The organism is Candidatus Methylomirabilota bacterium, from assembly GCA_028870115.1.
Classification (GTDB): Bacteria; Methylomirabilota; Methylomirabilia; order Methylomirabilales; family Methylomirabilaceae; genus Methylomirabilis.
Map to the genome: position 1 here is coordinate 67,996 of JAGWQH010000036.1, position 17,831 is coordinate 85,826.

Here is a 17,831-nt window from a genome sequence, read left to right on the forward strand (position 1 = left end):
GATATCCCATGGCCCCTGCGCAGATCCTGACCGAGACGATCACTCAACCTTCCCGCTACCAGGTGCCGGAAGGGTGTGCGCTGGTCATCTTCGGCGCATCCGGCGACCTGACCAGGCGTAAGCTCCTGCCCGCCCTGTACGCGCTGGCGCACGACGCGCTGCTCCCTGACCGGTTTGCGGTGATCGGGTTCGCGAGACGAGAGAAAGACCACGAAGCGTTCCGCGACGAGATGCGCGGGGCAGTGGAACAGTTTTCTCGCCTTCACCCGCTCAACGCCGAGGTGTGGGACCGTCTGGCGCGTGGCCTCTACTATGTCGCGGCCTCATTCGAGGATCCTGCCGGGTACGAGCGGCTCCGCGTCCTCCTGACTGATGTGGATCGCCAACACGGGACCAGCGGTAATCGACTCTACTACCTGGCCACACCCCCTGCGGCCTATACGGAGATCGTAGCCCGACTGGGGGCCGCCGGACTGGTGAGCGAGATCTGGGACGGTCCGCACGACACGGTCCCTGCGCCGAAGAGCCATGGCTGTTGCCGGATCATCGTCGAAAAGCCGTTCGGACGGGACTTGGCGACGGCGAGAGCCTTGAACGCCGAAATCCATCACGTCTTTCGCGAACCACAGATCTACCGAATCGACCACTACCTCGGCAAGGAAACCGTCCAGAACATCCTGACCTTTCGTTTCGGCAACAGCATCTTCGAACCGTTGTGGAACCGGCGGTATGTCGACCACGTCCAGCTCCTGGTCGCGGAGGACCTGGGCGTGGAGGGTCGAGGCAGCTATTACGACAGCGCCGGTGCCCTGCGAGACATGGTGCAAAACCATATGCTGCAGCTTCTGTCGCTGGTCGCCATGGAGCCGCCCGCCACATTCGAGCCTGACGCGGTCCGCGACGAGAAGGTTAAGGTCCTGCGAGCGATCCGTCCCGTCCCGGCAGAGCGCGCCGACGACACCACTGTCCGGGCGCAGTACATCAGCGGCCAACTTCACGGGAAGAAGATTGCGGCTTATGCCGACGAGCCTGAGGTTGCGGCGGAGACAGCGGTAGAGACTTTCGTTGCGCTGCGCCTGGAGATCGATAACTGGCGCTGGGCGGGCGTGCCGTTTTTCTTGCGGACCGGCAAGGCGCTCTCGAAGCGGGTCACCGAGGTCACCATCCAGTACCGCCAACCGCCGCTGCTCTTGTTTCAACAGGCGGCCCATGCGAGCCATGAGAGCCAGGATATCGTGAAGCCAAACCGACTCACCCTTCGAATCCAGCCCGACGAGGGGATCTCGCTTCGGGTAGGGCTCAAGCCGCCAGGGCCGCACATCAGCCTGGTGCCGGCTCGATTGGGCTTCTCGTACCGGGAGGCTTTCGGAGTCGATCCCGAGGAGGCCTACGAGCGGCTGCTGCTGGACTGCATGCTCGGGGACTCGACGCTATTCATCCGGCGCGATGAGGTCGAGTCCGCATGGGCGCTGGTAACGCCGGTGGTTGAAGCCTGGGCCGCCGCCGGCCGGACCGGCCTAGCGTACTATCCCGCCGGTAGCTGGGGTCCAAAAGAAGCCGATCGCTTCATCGAGACCGACGGCCGGGAGTGGGTTAACCCGTAGATGGAAAGCGGGTGGAGGGTGGGGCGTTTCGACGACCTGCTGGTGTTAGCCGATCAGGCCGCCCTCGCTCAGGAGGCGGCGGAGCGGGTCGTTGCGACTGCCCAGGAGGCGGTGACCCGCTGTGGCCGCTTTACAGTGGCCCTGGCAGGCGGCTCCACTCCGAAACGCCTCTATTCGCTCCTGGCGGCGGAACCGTACTGCACCCGCCTGCCGTGGCACAAGACTTACGTCTTCTGGGGTGACGAGCGGACGGTGCCGCCGGAGCACCCGGACTCAAACTTCGGCATGGCTAGGGCGACTCTGCTCAGTCGCGTTCCGATTCCGTCAGATCAGATCCACCGGATGCAGGCCGAGCGGGCAAACCTGGACGCCGCAGCCCGCGACTACGAAACAGAGATCGCCCGTACCTTTATTGCACAGTCATCAGGTGAGCCGCCCGTGTTCGATCTTATTCTTCTGGGGTTGGGGACTGACGGCCACACCGCCTCGCTGTTCCCTTACACTCGAGCGCTTCGAGAGACCATACGGTGGGTGGCGCCCAACTACATCCTCGAGCTAAAGGCGAATCGCCTGACGCTCACTATACCCATCATCAACCGGGCCGCCACGGTGCTATTCCTCGTCTCAGGGACCGACAAGGCCGCTATGCTTCAGGCGGTTCTCGAAGGGCCGCCGGATCCCGAGCGGCTTCCGGCCCAGCTCATCCGACCGGTGGCGGGCCGGCTGGTGTGGCTGGCTGACCAGGCCGCCGCCAGTCGGCTTGGCGACAAAGCCCCATGATCCTGGCCGGCGACATCGGGGGAACAAAGACCGTTATCGGCCTGTTTGAAGAGGCTGGTAACAGGCTGCACGCTATCCGCGAAGGCACGTTCTCCAGCCAGAGTTACAGCATGCTCGAGGAAATCCTCAGCCAATTTCTGGGATCTGGATCTCACCCCTCACTCCGCGTGGCCTGCTTCGGGGTGGCCGGACCGGTGATCGAAGGAAGGACCAAAGCGACAAACCTCCCCTGGGAGTTGGATGAGCGCAACCTGGCGACAGCCCTTTGCGTTCCGCAAGTAAAGCTTCTCAACGATCTGGAGGCGGCAGCTTACGGGATGCTCCACCTCGAGCCGACCGACCTGCGTGTGCTTCAGCCGGGTCTTACGCGCAAAAGCAACATTGCCGTCATCGCGGCGGGGACAGGTTTGGGGGAGGCGATCCTGTATTGGGACGAGACGCGTTATCATCCCATTGCCACCGAGGGGGGCCATGCCGACTTCGCCCCCTGCAGCGATCTTGAAGTAGACCTGCTAGGCTATCTGCAAAAGGAGTTCGGCCACGTCAGCTACGAGCGCGTACTATCCGGACCGGGGCTCTTCAACATCTATCGGTTCCTCCTGGCGCGCAGCGAGGTCCCGGAGCCTGAGTGGCTGCAAAAACGGATCGCCGAAGGCGATCCGGGCACGGTAGTTTCGGAGATTGGGCTCGCAGAGGAACATCCACTCTGCACTGAAGCGCTCGAACTTTTTTGCTCCGTATACGGAGCGGAGGCGGGGAATCTGGCCCTGAAGGCATTTGCCATCGGTGGGGTGTATGTCGGGGGCGGGATCGCGCCAAAGATCTTGCCCAAGCTCCAAGACGGTACGTTCACCCGCGCTTTTGCCGACAAGGGGCGTTTCGCCGACCTGCTTCGCTCGATCGAAGTAAAGGTTACATTAAACCTACGTGTGCCTCTGATCGGCGCCGCGCACTATGGCCTCAAGCTGGCAGAAGAGCGCATATAGGACGCAAGAGGCAAGTATGGCATATTTGTCCCCATGCCTGAGGTCTGCTCTCCTGCTCCCCATAAGCCAGTAGAACTGTACGCCCCTATCTTGGGCGATCCAACCATAACCGGGCTTGCAAAACGAGGCAGGATGTAGCATATTTTGAGCTGAGCACGCCACCCCCTTGCAACTTCCCAAGAGATTGAGATGTGTCATTGCGAGCGTAGCGAAAGGGGGAGGAATCTCGCAGATTGCCACGGCTGCGCCTCGCAACGACACTGCGTAAACTCATGGCGCCTCGATGTTTGCCGACGAAGATCCGGATGTGACGGTTCCTAACGTCTACACAACGCCCGCTGTTGATGGCTCAAGTGGCCCCACCTTGAGGGCCGATAAGGAGATTACGTCGGTAACACATATCTCTTGCAGTACCACGATCAATCCCCCAGGCCTTGACGCCATTGTAAGATTGCTGGCTGACTACAGTGAATCATCTGGTAATAATGACGACTCGCTGATGACCACCGCCATACAGTGGTATCATGCTGCCTTCCGAGCTGATCACGACCTGCCCGATTGGCTTGCGGCCGGTTTCTGGAATCCCATGGTCGCTCATGCAGCCAAGTCGGCCGGGCTCACCCTCCGGGAAGCAATGACCGCAACTGAACTCGCTCTTGTGGACGACTACCTTACCTGGTGGGAACGGCCGGACAATCCTCACACGCGGTATATCGCAGGCGAGGCAGGCGAGGCTCTTGAACTCTACCTCCGGGAGATGCACCCCTCCCTCACGCAAGATGACGATTATGTAAGACGGGACCGCGCCACATTGGCGATTGAAGCCCTCTGCCGCGGCACACTTACCGTAGACTTCGCAGCATGGGCAACCACCAAACGTTCGCGGTGCAGCTAAAGTCCCACTGCGACGGAAGGAATGATACAATGCCTCTCGCGAACAGAGACATCCATGAGTTTCTTTTGCGAAGCGAAATAAGGGGAGTGAGCAAATGAAACGCCAGATGAGGATGATCGCCTTGCTCGTGGGCCTTACGCTCATCGCGCCTCGATTAAGCTGGGGCGAAGCTTACACAGCAATCGAGAAAAGGTTTATCCCTCTGCTGGAGCAGGCTCGGACGATTCGTGACAAGGAGGAGCAGACCCAATCGGTTGCCGGCATCGGGAAGATGATGTGTCAGTCGTTTCCAAAAGAACCGGGGGTTCGAGTGCTTCAGGAGGCCCTGACCCTTTCGCGAGCCATCGCCTCACCGTTAGCACGTTCCATGCAGCAGTACTGGATTGCCGTCTCGCTTGCGGGGGAATGCGGCGAGATCGATGAGGCGATCGGCATTGCCCGGGGCATCGATGATCTCAATCAGCGCGTTAACGCCCTTCAGGCCATCGAGAAGATTCAAAAAGAGGCGGAGAAAGAGAGCATCAACGTCGTGCGCCCTGAGGAAGAAGAAATGCGGCGGACACTGGAGCAAGCGCCGCCGTTCCTTGTAACCGTTGAGAATGTGGATGGCGAAGGAAGCGTTAAAAGTTTTGCGCACGGATTTATTGCGGACCCTCGAGGGTATGTGCTTACCAATGCGCATCTGGACAAAGGCGGCAATATCCGGGTGATGCACCTTGGCAAGGAATACAGCGCAGACATCGTAAAGCGTCTGGGGAGTTCCGATATCCTCCTGCTCCGATTGCAGAAAGTCGCGCGATCACTTCCGGCCGCCACTCTGCCTGATCGGCCGGAACTCATCCAGAATGATACGGTTGTCGGCACCGTGTGTGGTCCGGTCGGGGGCGTCAGAAAACGGGTCGGGATTTTCGAAAAGTCGTTGAATGGCGGACAGGCATTCAGCGCGGACTTTCAGTCCGACGGTATTGAACAAGGCTGCAGCGGAGCCCCTCTCCTCAACCTCAAGCGTGAGGTGGTGGGGATGGTGTACGGGGTGTCCCCCAATGACCGATTCGGCTTCGCGAAACCCAGCACCGAGCTGCGCAAAATCCTTGAAAAGGCCCTGAAGTGAAGGTCGAGGGACAAAAGAGCTCTACCGAGCATGCGATCTGATCCGGCGGCATCCCCTCAAGGGTTTCGATGCCATTCATCTGGCCTCCGCCATCAGCCTCAAGAACGCACTCGGTGAAGAGATCACATTTGCTGCCGCCGACGAGCGTTTACTTCGCGCAGCCGAAGCTGAAGACCTGAAAGTTCTCCACGTCGAAATCGCCCGGACCTCATAATACTTTTGAGGCTCGTCATCAGCCGGCTTCAAGACGCGGGGGTCAAGGCATTCTTCAGGCAGGGGGCGTTCTATCCCGTCCGTTGCATCGTGTGCTTACACCTGAATTACCTGAAGCCCCGTACAGGCCTGAATGAGGTCGAAGTCGCTGTCTTTATGAAGAAGGGTAAGATCGTTTTCAATGCATATGGCGGCGATGATGCAATCGATCGTCCTCCTCACGGTCTTGACTTTTTTTCGACAGTTCCTGTAAATCCGGGCGGCGTGGAGATAGGTCTCGATGCCTTTCGGCGTATACAGCGGAAACTCAAGAAGGTAGTCCCTTATCGCCTGAAATTCCCCGTCATTCTTGATCCCCTGGAGGATCTCCGTGAAGATAATCTCGGTCATCGAGATATCTGCTTCGTCCTCTATGAGTCTGTGGAACAGCCGGCGTTGGGAAGAATCCTCACCCCTTAGGAAGTCTACCCATACACTGGTGTCCACGAGGATCACACTCTGCTTTTCCTCATCTCATAGAGGTTGCCTTCCCATTTCACCTTGCCCTCAAGCGAGAGAAGATTCTTTCGCTTGACCTTACGCACGAGTTCTTTGAGGGCGTAGTTGACAAGTTCCTTCTTGGTCTTCAGATGGGTGAGCTTCATCGCCTCGTTTACGAGTTCTTGGTCAAGTTCGATATTCGTTCTGAGCATAGAGATACCTCCTTTGTGCTATACACAAAATATAGCATAATCAGGTGTATAAGAGAAGACCCGAAGTGCGTTTGTCAAGAAATTACCGAATGGCAGACAGGCATTCAGCGCGGACTTTCAGTCGGATGGTAGCGATCAGGGACGCAACAACCCCTGCTCCATCACCAGCCGCACCGCCGCGGCGCGCGTTCGGACGCCAAGCTTACCGTAGATGTGCTCCAGGTGCGTACTCACGGTCCGGCGGTTGAGGCCGAGGATCGTTCCGATCTCCTTATTGGTCTTCCCCTCGGCGACCCAGTGGAGTGACGAAGGCTAGGGTCGGGGTGTCATTCTCAGACGGGCGTCGGAGGAGAAGCATAGCTCAGTGGTAAGCCATTCGTGAAGCGCGGTGTGGAGGTCAAAGAGGGAGGTTGTGATGAGAAAATCCTTCGGGTTGGTGCTGGTCCTTGCATCTGTGCCCGCCCTCGGTGCATGCACCTCTATCCCCTATAAGCCGGCGCTCTCCCTGGGCCCCAGCCCGGTCAGGATCCCAGCAAAGATGAAGGTGGAGACCTTTGTGGACCGGTCTCCCTCCGAAGACAAGACCAAACGCGCCGGAGGAAGCTCAGCCACGGAACCTGATTCCCTGGTCGGAGACCTTGGGACGGAGGTCACCAACGCCGTGATCGCAGACTTCCTGGCCAATGGCGTCTTCGCCGAAGTCGGCAAGAATATCGAGCGTCCTGATGCCGTCATGACCGGGGAGATCAAACGGTTCTACGGGCGAGCGGGGCTCAACAGTGCGGGGTGGATCACGCTCCCCATCAATCCGATCTGGCTCCTCGGCGTACCCATGCAGTCGACCGAGGGCGGGGTAGATCTGGAGGTTTCGATCCGACGGCTCGATGGCACCCTGCTCGGCACGTACAGCGGCCGTTCACAGTTCTCCGACTGGTACACGATGTACAATCAGTCGATCCTCGGCGTAGGGACAGCGCTGAATAGGTCCTTTACACAGGCGATCCAGCGGATTCGCGATCAGATTATCGCCGATAAGGGCAAGTTTTGAGCGTCCGCTTTCCGCGAATCCTGGGACACCATCCGGAATTCTCGGCGTTGGACTTGCGGATGCCCAGTATGACGGCTTGGCAGGAACGGCACGGGTTCGCGGCGGCAGGCTGGTGCATCACGTCACGTGAAGCCTTCCGCTTCACCTTTAAGCTGGTTCTCAACCCTTCAGCCGTCATCGTGGGCTTTTGCGCCGTGTCTGAACCACATGAGCAGACAATCGGCGTGGTGTTCCTGAAAAGGTCATGGTATAGTCTGACTGCCAACGTTTGCTAAGGAGGGGCTTCATCGACATCACTGTCGAGTTTATCCGTGAGAAGGTTGAGCAACGTGAATTTCTCCTTTCCTTCCATGCCCATCAAGAACGGCAGGAAGAAGCAATAGAGACCGCTGAGATTCGAGAGGCACTTCTAGATGCTGAGATCCTTGAGAGTTATCCGGAGGACCCACGAGGTGCCTCCTGTCTCGCGCTCGGATTCTCGAAAGGTCAGCCAATTCATGTGGTATGCGGCCGCTCGAAGAGCGATTGGTTGCTGATCATCACGGTCTATATTCCGCGGGAACCGAAGTGGAGAGATCCCCGCACAAGAAGGCGGGAGGGGGTATCCGAATGAACAGTCAATATGGAGACTGTTACTACTGTGGGGGAGAGGTGTTGGAACGAGAGGTGGATCTTGAGTTCCGCTGGGGGGGCAGGCTCTTCATTATCGAGAGCGTTCCCACCGGGGTCTGCCGGCAGTGCGGCGAAAGGTTTTTCACGGCTGCGGTGTCGGAAGAGCTCGATCGGTTGGCGAAGTCAACCCAGGTCGATCGATTGATTGAGGTGCCCGTCAAGGTCTTTCAGAAAGCTGCCGCGTGACCTGCGTTGCGCATCACTGGTTCCCCGGTTGTCAAGCTCTCCGCTGCATCACCGCACGCGTTGCCATTAGACGATTCACCAGCTCTGAAAAATACTCCAGAACCTGAGTGGGCTGCTCTCCGAAATTAAGGAGGAGGGCTGTAGCGATGAAACCCGTCAGTTACGCAGGCGATGCAGCAGATTCGCGATCAGATTATCACAAATGCCGACAAGTTTCTGTAGTTGTCTCTTTACAATCTCAGGCATAGGGGTACGTCCGCTCTTGACTCATGTATCCATTCCCTCTCATGCCGCGGTATGCCCTTCTGGAGGGATGCGGCTACCCTTGGCGTACTCAGGAAGGGCTATATGTTCGTGTAAAGGGTGACGGGCACATCCTCGACCGCGTGATCATATCTTCAGCCGAGTTACCTTCCGAGGATCCACACGGGTGATCTCCTCGATGACATCAAAGTGGCTGTCGACGCTGACAATGTGCTTCACGCCATGGTTCAGTGCGGTAGCGGCATAGACCGCATCACGGCTTTTAATCGTTGTTCCATAGCGCACCACCAGATTGAAGGCACGCTGCATGTCTGCCAGGGTTATCGGGAGGATCTCTCCGCCGACCTGATCTACGATCAACTGAGCCAGGTGGAGACCCCGTTCCATTTCCCCGATGGCACTATATCGATAGAGGATCTCCTGAAGTACCTCCGCGTTGGTCAGGGCCTCCAGCTCCTCGAGGGCTACCCGCCTGAGGATCGCGACACACGGGGCTTTCAGGGGATGCTCTCGGCCAGCGGCGTACATGAAGATGTTGGTGTCCAGGAAGCACTTCACGGCTTCTTCCGATCCCTTACCGGTACAGCAGGCAGCTTGGCGGCGTGGTCACGCTCGATTTCGTCCTCCATCTCGGGCCAACCGGCCACGGGGAGTGACATAACGGCGATCTCCTCGAAGGCTTTTCGTTTGGCTGCCTGGCGGGCCTCCATGAGGAGCTTTTCCACGACCGCCTCCCGCAGGAGGACGCTTAAGGGTTTCCCACGGGCCGTTACCAGTTTGAGAAGCGCTCGGTGCTGCTCATCGGTCAAAAGGATCTGGACTTTCTGAGTCAGGGTTGTCATCCGCTCAATATCCTCCATTTAAATTCATACGCTCCATTTAAGAGTACCTCACAATGCTGAGCTTGTCCATGCAAAACGTCGGCCTAAGACCGGCGATAGAAAGTTGTTATTGCGAACGAAATGAAGCAATCTCGCATTGTTGCACCGAGATTGCCACGCACCCTACGGGTACTCACAATGAAGGGTGAAAAAGGAATTGTGCTGCTCGGCTGTGTGGGCTGAGATTACTCACCAGACCCCTGGCTGAGGGGAGGCTTGCTCTTAGAACGTGAAGACAGTCCCCTGACCCGCTTGCCCTTATAATGGAACGTATCCACAAGATTTCCGCTTGGATCCGTGAGAAAGGCGGTATCCTCACTCGGTTCCCAGACTGGACCCTGCGTGGACCAGTGGACGACCAGTTGCCCCCTCGCATTAACTCCATCCGGTCCGCTCCCGCTGGACACGATGACCGTGTAACCCGGCTCTACGCTCACATCAGGGAAGAGGTATCTGTGACCACTTTCGCCCGACAGCACATAGCCGGCCAGCCTGATCGTGACGTTGCTGAGATTGGCGATGCGAACGTAGGAGGGATACTGATTGTCCTGAGTTGGATCAGCAGGGTGTACGGTGGTGATTTTAAGGTCTCTGACGCGACCTCTGGCGGACCAGATACCGACCTTGCGTTGTTTCACTTCGGCTTGGAGTCGAAGAAGCAAGGCGTGATGCTTCCGATTGGGCCCTATAAAGAAAGCGTGCGCCAAGCCTTCTTGAACCAACCTGGCGTTGACCATCTCGTCTCCCGCATAGACATAGGCTAAGATGCGGCCGTAACCGTCGGTTCTCTCCTGATCAAACTCCAGTCGGATTTCTCGCTCTAAGACGAGCGATTCGTTGAGTCGTTTGGCCTTCAAATAGAATGGCTCCTGATATTCGGGCGCGTTGATGCCCAGATACCGAACTGTCCGGCCATCTTCGAGAAGAACGGTATCCCCATCGTAGACCCGCGCGACTCGGACGAGTTCCTCGGGGGCTGATGGAGCGGGGAGGGCGGCAACGGTCTCGCCGTGTGCGTATTTTTCAGCGCCGCTATTACTACAGGATATGCAGGACAGCACCCCGATGAGTACCAACATCGGTAGCCATAGGTGGCGCCAGCTCATTTGCCAGAGACGCAATCTATCAACCCGTTTCGAAGTACGTCTCATACTTACTCGACACGGTGCATCAGAAAGGGCTGCCACGCTTGCTCGCCCAGCCGGAAGATTACGATGGTTCAGCTTCCGTCTTGTTATCAAGCGCCTCTTATGGCGCGATCTGGCTCAAGAAGTTCCCCACCGTGAGAATGGTGATCCCGCGGTAAGCCCCTAGCTCCAAGAGGTCTTGGTCCCCTGTTACGAGATGCTCGGCCTGACCGGCGACGGCACACTCCAGGAACTTATTATCTTCAGGATCCCGCTGAACGACGGCAAAACGCTTCCTCACCCTGACGGTTTCAACGAAGGGCAATAACTCTTCTTCGATCAGTCCTCTAACCTCCTGGTTGCTTAAGCGGAACTTAGGGTAGGTAAGGACCCGGAGGTACTCCTGGAGGATCGCTCCGGAGAGCAGGACAGTGATGCGTCGGGATTGCCACACGGGGACGAGTCGAGAAGCGGTACCGGAAAAGAGAAGGGCTGAAATGAGAGTATTCGTATCCAGGACAACGCGCATCAGGTCTGACGACTTCGCGCCCAGTGGATTGCCTGTTCAACAACCTTTTCGGTTAATCCCAAGGCCCTGATCTTAGCCCGCACTGCCTTAAGTTTTTCTCCTGGAACGTTCACTTCGACCGGACTTAGGACTACCTCGCCCTTCCTGAGCGAGACCTCGAAATACTCGACCTCTGGCAGTTGCTTGACGATGGCCTTCGGGAGTGTGATCTGATTCTTGGATGTTTTCTTTGCTAGCATACACCGCTCCTCTCAAAGTAAGGATACAAGGATTCCTTGCTGTCGTCAAGCGGAAGAGAGTCGAGGATTTGAATGATGTTCAGGAGCGGAGCGACATGGGGAACGGTGGGGCGCGACGAGGGTAAGGACTCTCGATGGAGCGTCAGAGGCGCTTCAGCGTGACTTCGTATTTGCGTACGCGGTAGGTGAACCGGCTGACCGTTATTCCCATTACCCACTGGACTCCAGCCACTGGCTCTGTACTACGTCCTGCCGGCGACCGCTTCGCTGAGCAAGATGGCTTGAGCGATTTCGGCCATCGACCGCCGCGTATTCATGCTGGTTTTTTGAATCCGCGCAAACGCCTGCTGTTCGGAGATCCGTTCCCGTTCCATCAGAATGCCTTTTGCGCGTTCGATCATCTTCCGGTCCTCCAGAGTGCGCTTTAAGTCCGCATTCTCTTTCCTGAGGGCATTGAACTCTTCGAACCGGGAGATGGCCAGTTCGATCGCCGGCAGCAACTCGTCCTCGCGAAGCGGTTTCAGCAGATACGCCATCACGCCAGCCTCCTTAGCGCGCTGGATCAACTCAGGGTCAAGGTGACTGCTCAGAATGAGAATCGGAAGCGGCAGGGTCTCCAGGATATGAGCAGCCACTGATAGGCCATCCATATCCGGGAGACCCACCGCCAGGAACAGTACATCCGGTTTCAGCTCTTGGGCCAGACGCATGGCTTCGACCCCGCTGGCCCCCTCACCGGCGACCTCGAATCCAAGCCGCTTGAGCGCACTATCGAGGGTTGCTCGCGATCTGGGGCTGTCGTCAACGATCAGCACATGCTTTTTGGCTAGCATCTCGCGATCACACTCATTGAGTAGTAACGATAAAGGAGATAAAAGGCTGCCCATTACCGCCTCCCCATAGGGAACCAGCATCGTTACGTTCCGAAACTACCCCGCTTCGGGTAACCTTTTATCTGGAGGACTGCGCAATTACAATGCCAACTATTCAGGCGGCAGGCTCAAGAACGTTGTGGCTTGATAAATTAGGGGGTTATGACGCAATGACCGCCCTATCGCAGATGCCGTTGACGGAGCCGGTTGCACGATACGGAGGCAACAAAATGGGATGGGTGTTCATCTGTTAGGCGCGACGTGGACCGCTCGATCACTTCTGCAACATCCAGACGCTGAGCTGCGCGAAGGCCCACATCATAAGCACATAAGCCGCTATGCAGACGCCCACCGTGAGCAGCACGCGCACCCCGCGCGGCAGCCTCCGTCTGCGGCGGAGACGGGCTGCGCGGGTCGTCGTCACGACGCTTTTCGGGTGGGCTAGCGCCTCGCGAAACTCAAGCGCGTCGGCGAAGCGATCGTTGGGATTGCGCTCGAGTGCGTGGAGAATAATCTCCTCGATCTCGGGCGACAGTTCGGGCCGCAGGCGGCGCGGCGGGATGGGATCGTCCTCCAATTTCGCTCGTATCTCAGCATACACGTTGTCTGCCCGAAACGGGACCTCTCCGGTGAGCATTTCATAGAGAATGACACCGAGACTGTAGATGTCGCCTCGCACGTCGCCCCGGTGACCTTTCGCCTGCTCGGGTGCCATGTAACTCGGCGTGCCCATTGTCTGCGATAGTCCGGACCACGTCATCTTACGACCGGTGGCATCGATCGCAATGCCAAAATCCATGAGCTTGATCTTGCCGTCCGGCTGGATCATGATGTTTGCCGGCTTCAGATCGCGGTGTACGACATGCTGCGCGTGTAGATAAATAAGGGCATCGGCAATCTGTATTGCCAGGCCTATGGATTTCTCGACCGGGAGACGCCGTTCTCGGCTGAGTTGCGTGCTCAGCAACTCCCCTTCGACATACTCCATGACAAGATACAAGCGGCTCTTTTCGTGGGGTTGTAGCACCTTGACGATGGCGGGATGATCGAGACGTTGTCCGATCCGCTCTTCGCGCAAAAAACGTTCATGGAAGACGAGATCCCCCTGGTACTCGGGATGGGGGACTTTGAGTGCCACAATCAGTCCGCTCTCGAGATCACGGGCGCGAAATATAGTTGCCATGCCACTGTGTGCCATGACGTCGAGGAGTTGATACTGGTCGAGCTGTTGAGGAGGTGTGAGGTCGTTCACAAATCGAGATGCTACGCCACATCGGTAGAGGCGTCAAGCGTGGCACGCGAGCGATGAGGAGGTCAAGCGCCGAGTTGCCACCAACGACGCGGGGGAGTCGGCGGGCAGGAAAGCACTGAGACCACTTGAACGCTGAGATTGTCGTGCCCCCCCGCTTCACGCGCCCGCTGGATGATCGTTCGACAGGCAGGCTCTGCAGGGTGCTTGAGGAGTATATTCATCACCTCCGATTCCGGCAGCGATGTATACACTCCATCGCTGCACTGCAGGAGGATATCCCCGGACTGGATCGGTCTCTGAAGAAGATCGATCCCTGGGATGACATTGTGGCCGAGGCATCGGCTCAGCACGTGGCGCTGGGGGTGCGTTCGGGCATCTTCCCGAGAAAGGAGTCCATACTCGACTTGCTCCCAGATGCGAGTATGGTCCTTCGTCAGTTGCGTACAGGTCCCAGCGCGCATGAGATAGAGACGGCAGTCGCCGACGTGGGCCGTGACCAGCGTATTGCCAACGACGGCGCTGGCGGTGAGGGTCGTTCCCATACGTCGTAGCTCCGGGACCGTCATCGCCTTGGTGCAGATCTCGAGGTTAGCCCGCTGGACGGCCTGGTGAAGACGCTTCTGAACGGGCCGCGAGGCCGAGGCGTGCGCCATCTCTTTGGAGAGTACCTCAAGCGCGAGGGAACTCGCCAGTTGTCCGCCTTCGTAACCACCCAGCCCGTCGGCGACAGCGAACAGGAGCCCATCTTCGCAGGGCCAGGCGCCCACCGCGTCTTCGTTCTCTTCACGAACGCAACCGGTATCGGTCAGATGAAAGAACTGTAGCTCTGGCATTCCATGATCGCAAAGATTACCCACACTCTACTTGAGGGCCGTACAATACACATTGACTCCAGTGGCCTAATCTGCTTTTTCCTGACTTACGATACCCGCGCCGGCCGAACGATCAGGGCGCGGCCCGTGCGGCGACTTGTTGCGACGACATATATCGCACTGACGACTGCCCAAGCGCCGGCAATGGCGAAGCAGATATATGCCTCTTTCTTGGCGTCGGCGTTGCCGATAAGGTACAGATAGGGAATCGCCACCAGCATCGCGATGTTCGCCAGCAGGCCGAGCACTGGGACGACGCCGTGCTTGACAAAGCTATATTCCCTGCGGCCAGGAAACGCGATCATCGCCCAGAGGCATGTAAGCGCATAGAGAATGAAGGTGCCGAAGTTGGACGCCAGCGCGATTCCCGTCAGCCCTACGACCGACTGCACGCCCACCGCTGCGATGACGCACGAGACAACGACGAGGACCCAGAGCGCACGATGAGGAGTGGCGAACCGACCGTGTAAGATCCCGAGAATCTCCGGCATCTCTCGGTCCTGCGCCATGGCATAACTGATGCGTACGGCCGTATTCAGACAGCTCAGCGTGGTGCCGAGGATGGCGATCGCGACGGTGACCGCGATGGAGATCATCAGACCGAATCCGATGCCGCCGAGCACGCTGTTACCGACGGTGATTGCCAGATCGCCGATCGGGGCGCTCGACACTCCGGCCGCCGCCATCCCGGTGACGGTTTTCGCTGCAGCGCCTGTACCGTCGGTCGCGGTGAGCTTCTCGTTGATCATGTAGCCGGCGGCAAAGTACTCGAAGAGGTAGGCGCAGAGCCCTTGGATGACGAGCGAGATGATTACCGCTCGGGGGATATTGCGACGCGGGTTCTTCGTCTCCGCGGCCAGCGCGGTGCAGCTCTCGAACCCGACCAGGATGAGAATGGCCAGTGTTGACTGGACGAGCACTCCGGTCAGCGAGTGCGGCCGAACTACGTCCCACCCCCCAGAGAAGGCCCACTGCGCGGCGCCCTGCGGATTTGTCAACCGATAATAGATCGCCAGCGCGCTGAACAGCACCAGTGTCGTCAACTGGAGGACATTGATCGCGATCGCGGTCGTTGTTGACCCGGTGATGCCGCGGTGGGCGATGGCTCCCGTCACGAACGCGAACATCACAGCAATGACCACTAATGCAGTCGTCGATAGGGTGGCGCCAGTAAAAGCGGTGTAGATGTAGCCGAGCAGGGTCGCCATCATGGCTACCATTACGCCGGGATAGACCCAGTAAAACAGATGAGCGGCCCATCCCGTGACGATCTTCGCGAGACGCGCCCACTTGTGGTGTGTCGTAGATTCGCGGTCCAGGAATGCCTTTTCCGCGAAGTAATAGCAACTCCCGAATCCGGCCTCGGGATAGAGCCGAGCCAGCTCCGCGTACGAAATAGCCGTGAGGAAGGCGAGAATCAGCGCGGCGCCGATTCCAGCCCAGATGTCGGCGGAGACCGAGCTCCCATCCGGCGCAGTCGCCGAGGCTTGTAACTGATATGTAATCCAGAGGAATGCGCCCGGCGCGATCAGTGCCATCGCGTTCACGGTGGCACCGGTCAGTCCAAGTGTCGGCTTGACCCCTGAGGTACCCGTACTCTGTTCAGCCATCTGCTGCTCCTTTCCGTTGGCTGCTCCGCGCCTCTCGGCGCTTCTGCAGCGTTGTGCTGCGCCGCGCTTCCGGAAGCGACGTCCCGTTGCATCTAGAACTGGTAGATCAGCTCACCCTGAATCGTGTTTTGGGAGTCGGTATTTTGTGTTCCGTCGTGTCGGTCAAATATCTGTTGGTTGTGTCTGGCCTGGTCATGGCGATACTCAACGCTGGCGAAGACGTGATCGAACAGCTTATATCTGCCGGTCAGCGTCGTTTCCCAGACCTCCAGTTGTTTACCCGGCGTTGCATTGGGGAGCCGGAAGCCGTCCTGATCTCTGAAGTACTCACCCCGCACGCCAACCGAAATCCTGTCGGTAAAATCGTAGACGGCATAGGCCGCCACCGCATGCCAGACTGCGGTATCGCCGTTATCGAAGAACGCTTCCTCCTGCCGTCCGTAGTCATAGTTGAGCGTGAGCGTGAGCGGCGCGATCGGCTTATAGGTGGCGATGAAATCGATAAGTCCACGCTTTGGCCCATTGCGATTAATGTCACGTTTAAGGTCGAACGCATTAGAGACTTGCTCAGCCCCCCATGTCCCACCAAGGGTCAGTGTCAAGTCCTTCAGGAAGGGCGGGGTGACGGTCGCTGCGCCATGAAACGATTTGCCTCTGTTGTTGTCGTCGGTGTTATCCCAGCCGTTTACGATGCCGCCGGTGAACGAAAGCCAGTCAGTAAATGGATACGTCGCCATAAGACCGGTGTGGGTGAAGGGGATGGCGAAGGAGAAGGCCAGTGAACGGGAGATATTGAAGTTACCCGTTCGGCGGATCACCTCGGCGCCGTGGAGGGTGACAAACTTTCCGCCTTTCAGGTCGATGCCTTTTCCAAATGGCACTTTGTAGGTGACGTAAGCCTGTGTCAGGTCAAAGGGCTCCGTCTTCGTAGGATCTTCACTGCTGCTGATGCCGAGACCCAGGGAATGAACCTTCTTCGCGTCCCTTCCAAGGAGTAAATCAAGGCCAAAGCCGATGGGTGAAGCCTCGCTGGTCGGTTTTTCGACATACATTTCTGCCTGGTTCACGTCGAACTGATTGGCCTTGTCGTCGAAGAGTCTGAGGGTGTTGTTCTGGGATTTGGGATCTCTGAAGTTGTAGTTATAGGAAACGGCAACATGCCCGCCGAACTGCCAGTCTTTCATTGTGGACAAGATGGGGGTAGTCTTGAGGGCCTCCTCCAGAATCTTGATCCGATCGCCGAGGCTCTGAGTGGTTTCTGCCGGCGCGGCAGGCGCTCCCGGCGCAGTGGCGGCGGCAACTTCTTTCTTCGTACCGACCTGGTTTTCGAGTTGGTTAAGTCGTTGGCCCAGTCGTTCGACCAGCTCCCTCAACTCCCTGATCTGTCGATCCTTGTCATCCTCTGCCCGTGCCGCAGGCGCAGCAATTACGGCAGTGAGGAGGAGCACTCCACCCATCACTAATCTGGTTACCGTCAGATGCTTCAACTTCCGCATGCCCATCGACCCCTCCCCTCTTTGGATGCGACTGTCTTGAAAGTCTTCGATGACCGAGTTGAATTGATACGCTCGCAAGAAGCGAGCCAGCTTCCGGTAACGGCGGATTGTCGGTAACGCCACCGATACGACGCGGAGCGTGAGAAGGAGCGAAACGCCGAAAAAACGCGATGTTATGCCACCAGGATTGAAGGCGAACGACTAGCGGACGTGTGTGTGCAAATGAGGAGAGTGATGGAGAAGACGTGATTATCTTCTGAGCAGAACAATGCGGGTGATGCTTAAGAGAAGTGCGGGGTGCGTAGGGGCGAATAATTATTCGCCCCTACAAGAGCTTCTCAACCTGTGTCCGCGAAGCCTTGGTAGTCCAGTCATGGTATCCGATCTCCTTGGCGCGAACGATGCCTTGGCGATCGATCAGGACCGAGACGGGAAGCCCGATGACGTGGAACTTACGAGTAACCTTCATATCGGGGTCGAGCAGAATGGGGAAGGTCAGGCG

Annotated in this window: 21 protein-coding genes and 1 pseudogene; 8 read left to right on the forward strand and 14 right to left on the reverse strand. The window is 57.9% G+C overall.

Translation table 11 applies throughout. The features are described 5' to 3' along the window. The first annotated feature begins 8 nt into the window (after nt 1-8). The 5 genes from zwf (at nt 9) to KGL31_03850 (ending at nt 5,376) form a co-directional block, all read left to right on the forward strand. On the forward strand, nt 9-1,604 hold the full coding sequence (zwf, locus tag KGL31_03830; protein MDE2321033.1) for a glucose-6-phosphate dehydrogenase: 1,596 nt from the start codon (nt 9-11) through the stop codon (nt 1,602-1,604). Beyond that, nucleotides 1,605-2,384, forward strand: coding sequence for a 6-phosphogluconolactonase (gene pgl / locus KGL31_03835; GenBank protein MDE2321034.1), 780 nt, complete (start codon nt 1,605-1,607; stop codon nt 2,382-2,384). Continuing rightward, a complete protein-coding gene (gene glk / locus KGL31_03840) occupies nt 2,381-3,370 on the forward strand; it encodes a glucokinase (protein ID MDE2321035.1) in 990 nt (329 codons plus the stop codon). Before pgl ends, glk begins: the two co-directional genes overlap by 4 nt. A gap of 283 nt (nt 3,371-3,653) precedes the next feature. Next, nucleotides 3,654-4,265, forward strand: coding sequence for a hypothetical protein (locus KGL31_03845; GenBank protein ID MDE2321036.1), 612 nt, complete (start codon nt 3,654-3,656; stop codon nt 4,263-4,265). A gap of 94 nt (nt 4,266-4,359) precedes the next feature. After that, nucleotides 4,360-5,376 (forward strand): trypsin-like peptidase domain-containing protein, encoded by a 1,017-nt coding sequence (locus tag KGL31_03850; protein MDE2321037.1) that lies wholly within the window; start codon nt 4,360-4,362, stop codon nt 5,374-5,376. Between the two features lie 309 nt (nt 5,377-5,685). Here the strand turns inward: KGL31_03850 and KGL31_03855 are convergent, their stop codons facing one another. The 3 genes and pseudogenes from KGL31_03855 to KGL31_03865 form a co-directional block, all read right to left on the reverse strand. Further along, on the reverse strand, nt 5,686-6,084 hold the full coding sequence (locus KGL31_03855) for a PIN domain nuclease (protein MDE2321038.1): 399 nt from the start codon (nt 6,082-6,084) through the stop codon (nt 5,686-5,688). After that, nucleotides 6,081-6,281, reverse strand: a complete 201-nt coding sequence (locus KGL31_03860; GenBank protein ID MDE2321039.1) for a type II toxin-antitoxin system VapB family antitoxin — start codon at nt 6,279-6,281, stop codon at nt 6,081-6,083. Before KGL31_03860 ends, KGL31_03855 begins: the two co-directional genes overlap by 4 nt. A 135-nt stretch (nt 6,282-6,416) precedes the next feature. After that, nucleotides 6,417-6,611 (reverse strand): annotated as a pseudogene (locus tag KGL31_03865) (helix-turn-helix transcriptional regulator). Between the two features lie 85 nt (nt 6,612-6,696). Between KGL31_03865 and KGL31_03870 the strand changes: the two are divergent. The 3 genes from KGL31_03870 (at nt 6,697) to KGL31_03880 (ending at nt 8,187) form a co-directional block, all read left to right on the forward strand. Next, nucleotides 6,697-7,329, forward strand: a complete 633-nt coding sequence (locus KGL31_03870; protein ID MDE2321040.1) for a hypothetical protein — start codon at nt 6,697-6,699, stop codon at nt 7,327-7,329. Nucleotides 7,330-7,597: 268 nt separating this feature from the next. Then, nucleotides 7,598-7,942 (forward strand): DUF4258 domain-containing protein, encoded by a 345-nt coding sequence (locus KGL31_03875; protein MDE2321041.1) that lies wholly within the window; start codon nt 7,598-7,600, stop codon nt 7,940-7,942. Beyond that, nucleotides 7,939-8,187, forward strand: coding sequence for a type II toxin-antitoxin system MqsA family antitoxin (locus tag KGL31_03880; GenBank protein MDE2321042.1), 249 nt, complete (start codon nt 7,939-7,941; stop codon nt 8,185-8,187). The genes KGL31_03875 and KGL31_03880 overlap by 4 nt, the downstream gene beginning before the upstream one ends. 390 nt (nt 8,188-8,577) lie before the next feature. Here KGL31_03880 and KGL31_03885 read toward each other — a convergent pair whose 3' ends face one another. The 11 genes from KGL31_03885 to KGL31_03935 all read right to left on the reverse strand — a co-directional run. After that, the gene (locus tag KGL31_03885; protein MDE2321043.1) at nt 8,578-9,009 is read right to left on the reverse strand and encodes a type II toxin-antitoxin system VapC family toxin; all 432 of its coding nucleotides are present in this window, start codon (nt 9,007-9,009) and stop codon (nt 8,578-8,580) included. Further along, nucleotides 9,006-9,293, reverse strand: coding sequence for a hypothetical protein (locus KGL31_03890; protein ID MDE2321044.1), 288 nt, complete (start codon nt 9,291-9,293; stop codon nt 9,006-9,008). The genes KGL31_03885 and KGL31_03890 overlap by 4 nt, the downstream gene beginning before the upstream one ends. A gap of 224 nt (nt 9,294-9,517) precedes the next feature. After that, the gene (locus KGL31_03895; GenBank protein MDE2321045.1) at nt 9,518-10,483 is read right to left on the reverse strand and encodes a thermonuclease family protein; all 966 of its coding nucleotides are present in this window, start codon (nt 10,481-10,483) and stop codon (nt 9,518-9,520) included. Nucleotides 10,484-10,580: 97 nt separating this feature from the next. Continuing rightward, the gene (locus tag KGL31_03900; GenBank protein MDE2321046.1) at nt 10,581-10,988 is read right to left on the reverse strand and encodes a putative toxin-antitoxin system toxin component, PIN family; all 408 of its coding nucleotides are present in this window, start codon (nt 10,986-10,988) and stop codon (nt 10,581-10,583) included. Then, nucleotides 10,988-11,227, reverse strand: coding sequence for an AbrB/MazE/SpoVT family DNA-binding domain-containing protein (locus KGL31_03905; GenBank protein ID MDE2321047.1), 240 nt, complete (start codon nt 11,225-11,227; stop codon nt 10,988-10,990). Before KGL31_03905 ends, KGL31_03900 begins: the two co-directional genes overlap by 1 nt. Nucleotides 11,228-11,469: 242 nt before the next feature. Next, the gene (locus KGL31_03910; GenBank protein MDE2321048.1) at nt 11,470-12,060 is read right to left on the reverse strand and encodes a response regulator; all 591 of its coding nucleotides are present in this window, start codon (nt 12,058-12,060) and stop codon (nt 11,470-11,472) included. A 313-nt stretch (nt 12,061-12,373) separates the two neighbouring features. Further along, nucleotides 12,374-13,282, reverse strand: a complete 909-nt coding sequence (locus KGL31_03915) for a serine/threonine protein kinase (protein MDE2321049.1) — start codon at nt 13,280-13,282, stop codon at nt 12,374-12,376. Nucleotides 13,283-13,413: 131 nt separating this feature from the next. After that, entirely contained in the window at nt 13,414-14,184 is a 771-nt protein-coding gene (locus KGL31_03920) for a serine/threonine-protein phosphatase (GenBank protein ID MDE2321050.1), read from the reverse strand. An 86-nt stretch (nt 14,185-14,270) separates the two neighbouring features. After that, nucleotides 14,271-15,833, reverse strand: coding sequence for an APC family permease (locus KGL31_03925; protein MDE2321051.1), 1,563 nt, complete (start codon nt 15,831-15,833; stop codon nt 14,271-14,273). 92 nt (nt 15,834-15,925) lie between these two features. Continuing rightward, nucleotides 15,926-17,335, reverse strand: coding sequence for a porin (locus tag KGL31_03930; protein ID MDE2321052.1), 1,410 nt, complete (start codon nt 17,333-17,335; stop codon nt 15,926-15,928). A 319-nt stretch (nt 17,336-17,654) separates the two neighbouring features. Next, nucleotides 17,655-17,831 (reverse strand): redoxin domain-containing protein (locus KGL31_03935; GenBank protein ID MDE2321053.1); only part of this gene is annotated, 177 nt, incomplete at its 5' end.

Coding starts and splice junctions, on each gene's coding strand:
- zwf (MDE2321033.1), top strand. CDS start 9: ATGGCCCCTGCGCAGATCCTGACCGAGACGATCACTCAACCTTCCCGC.
- pgl (MDE2321034.1), top strand. CDS start 1,605: ATGGAAAGCGGGTGGAGGGTGGGGCGTTTCGACGACCTGCTGGTGTTA.
- glk (MDE2321035.1), top strand. CDS start 2,381: ATGATCCTGGCCGGCGACATCGGGGGAACAAAGACCGTTATCGGCCTG.
- KGL31_03845 (MDE2321036.1), top strand. CDS start 3,654: ATGTTTGCCGACGAAGATCCGGATGTGACGGTTCCTAACGTCTACACA.
- KGL31_03850 (MDE2321037.1), top strand. CDS start 4,360: ATGAAACGCCAGATGAGGATGATCGCCTTGCTCGTGGGCCTTACGCTC.
- KGL31_03860 (MDE2321039.1), bottom strand. CDS start 6,281: ATGCTCAGAACGAATATCGAACTTGACCAAGAACTCGTAAACGAGGCG.
- KGL31_03870 (MDE2321040.1), top strand. CDS start 6,697: ATGAGAAAATCCTTCGGGTTGGTGCTGGTCCTTGCATCTGTGCCCGCC.
- KGL31_03880 (MDE2321042.1), top strand. CDS start 7,939: ATGAACAGTCAATATGGAGACTGTTACTACTGTGGGGGAGAGGTGTTG.
- KGL31_03890 (MDE2321044.1), bottom strand. CDS start 9,293: ATGACAACCCTGACTCAGAAAGTCCAGATCCTTTTGACCGATGAGCAG.
- KGL31_03895 (MDE2321045.1), bottom strand. CDS start 10,483: ATGAGACGTACTTCGAAACGGGTTGATAGATTGCGTCTCTGGCAAATG.
- KGL31_03900 (MDE2321046.1), bottom strand. CDS start 10,988: ATGCGCGTTGTCCTGGATACGAATACTCTCATTTCAGCCCTTCTCTTT.
- KGL31_03905 (MDE2321047.1), bottom strand. CDS start 11,227: ATGCTAGCAAAGAAAACATCCAAGAATCAGATCACACTCCCGAAGGCC.
- KGL31_03910 (MDE2321048.1), bottom strand. CDS start 12,060: ATGCTAGCCAAAAAGCATGTGCTGATCGTTGACGACAGCCCCAGATCG.
- KGL31_03915 (MDE2321049.1), bottom strand. CDS start 13,282: ATGGCAACTATATTTCGCGCCCGTGATCTCGAGAGCGGACTGATTGTG.
- KGL31_03920 (MDE2321050.1), bottom strand. CDS start 14,184: ATGCCAGAGCTACAGTTCTTTCATCTGACCGATACCGGTTGCGTTCGT.
- KGL31_03925 (MDE2321051.1), bottom strand. CDS start 15,833: ATGGCTGAACAGAGTACGGGTACCTCAGGGGTCAAGCCGACACTTGGA.
- KGL31_03930 (MDE2321052.1), bottom strand. CDS start 17,335: ATGGGCATGCGGAAGTTGAAGCATCTGACGGTAACCAGATTAGTGATG.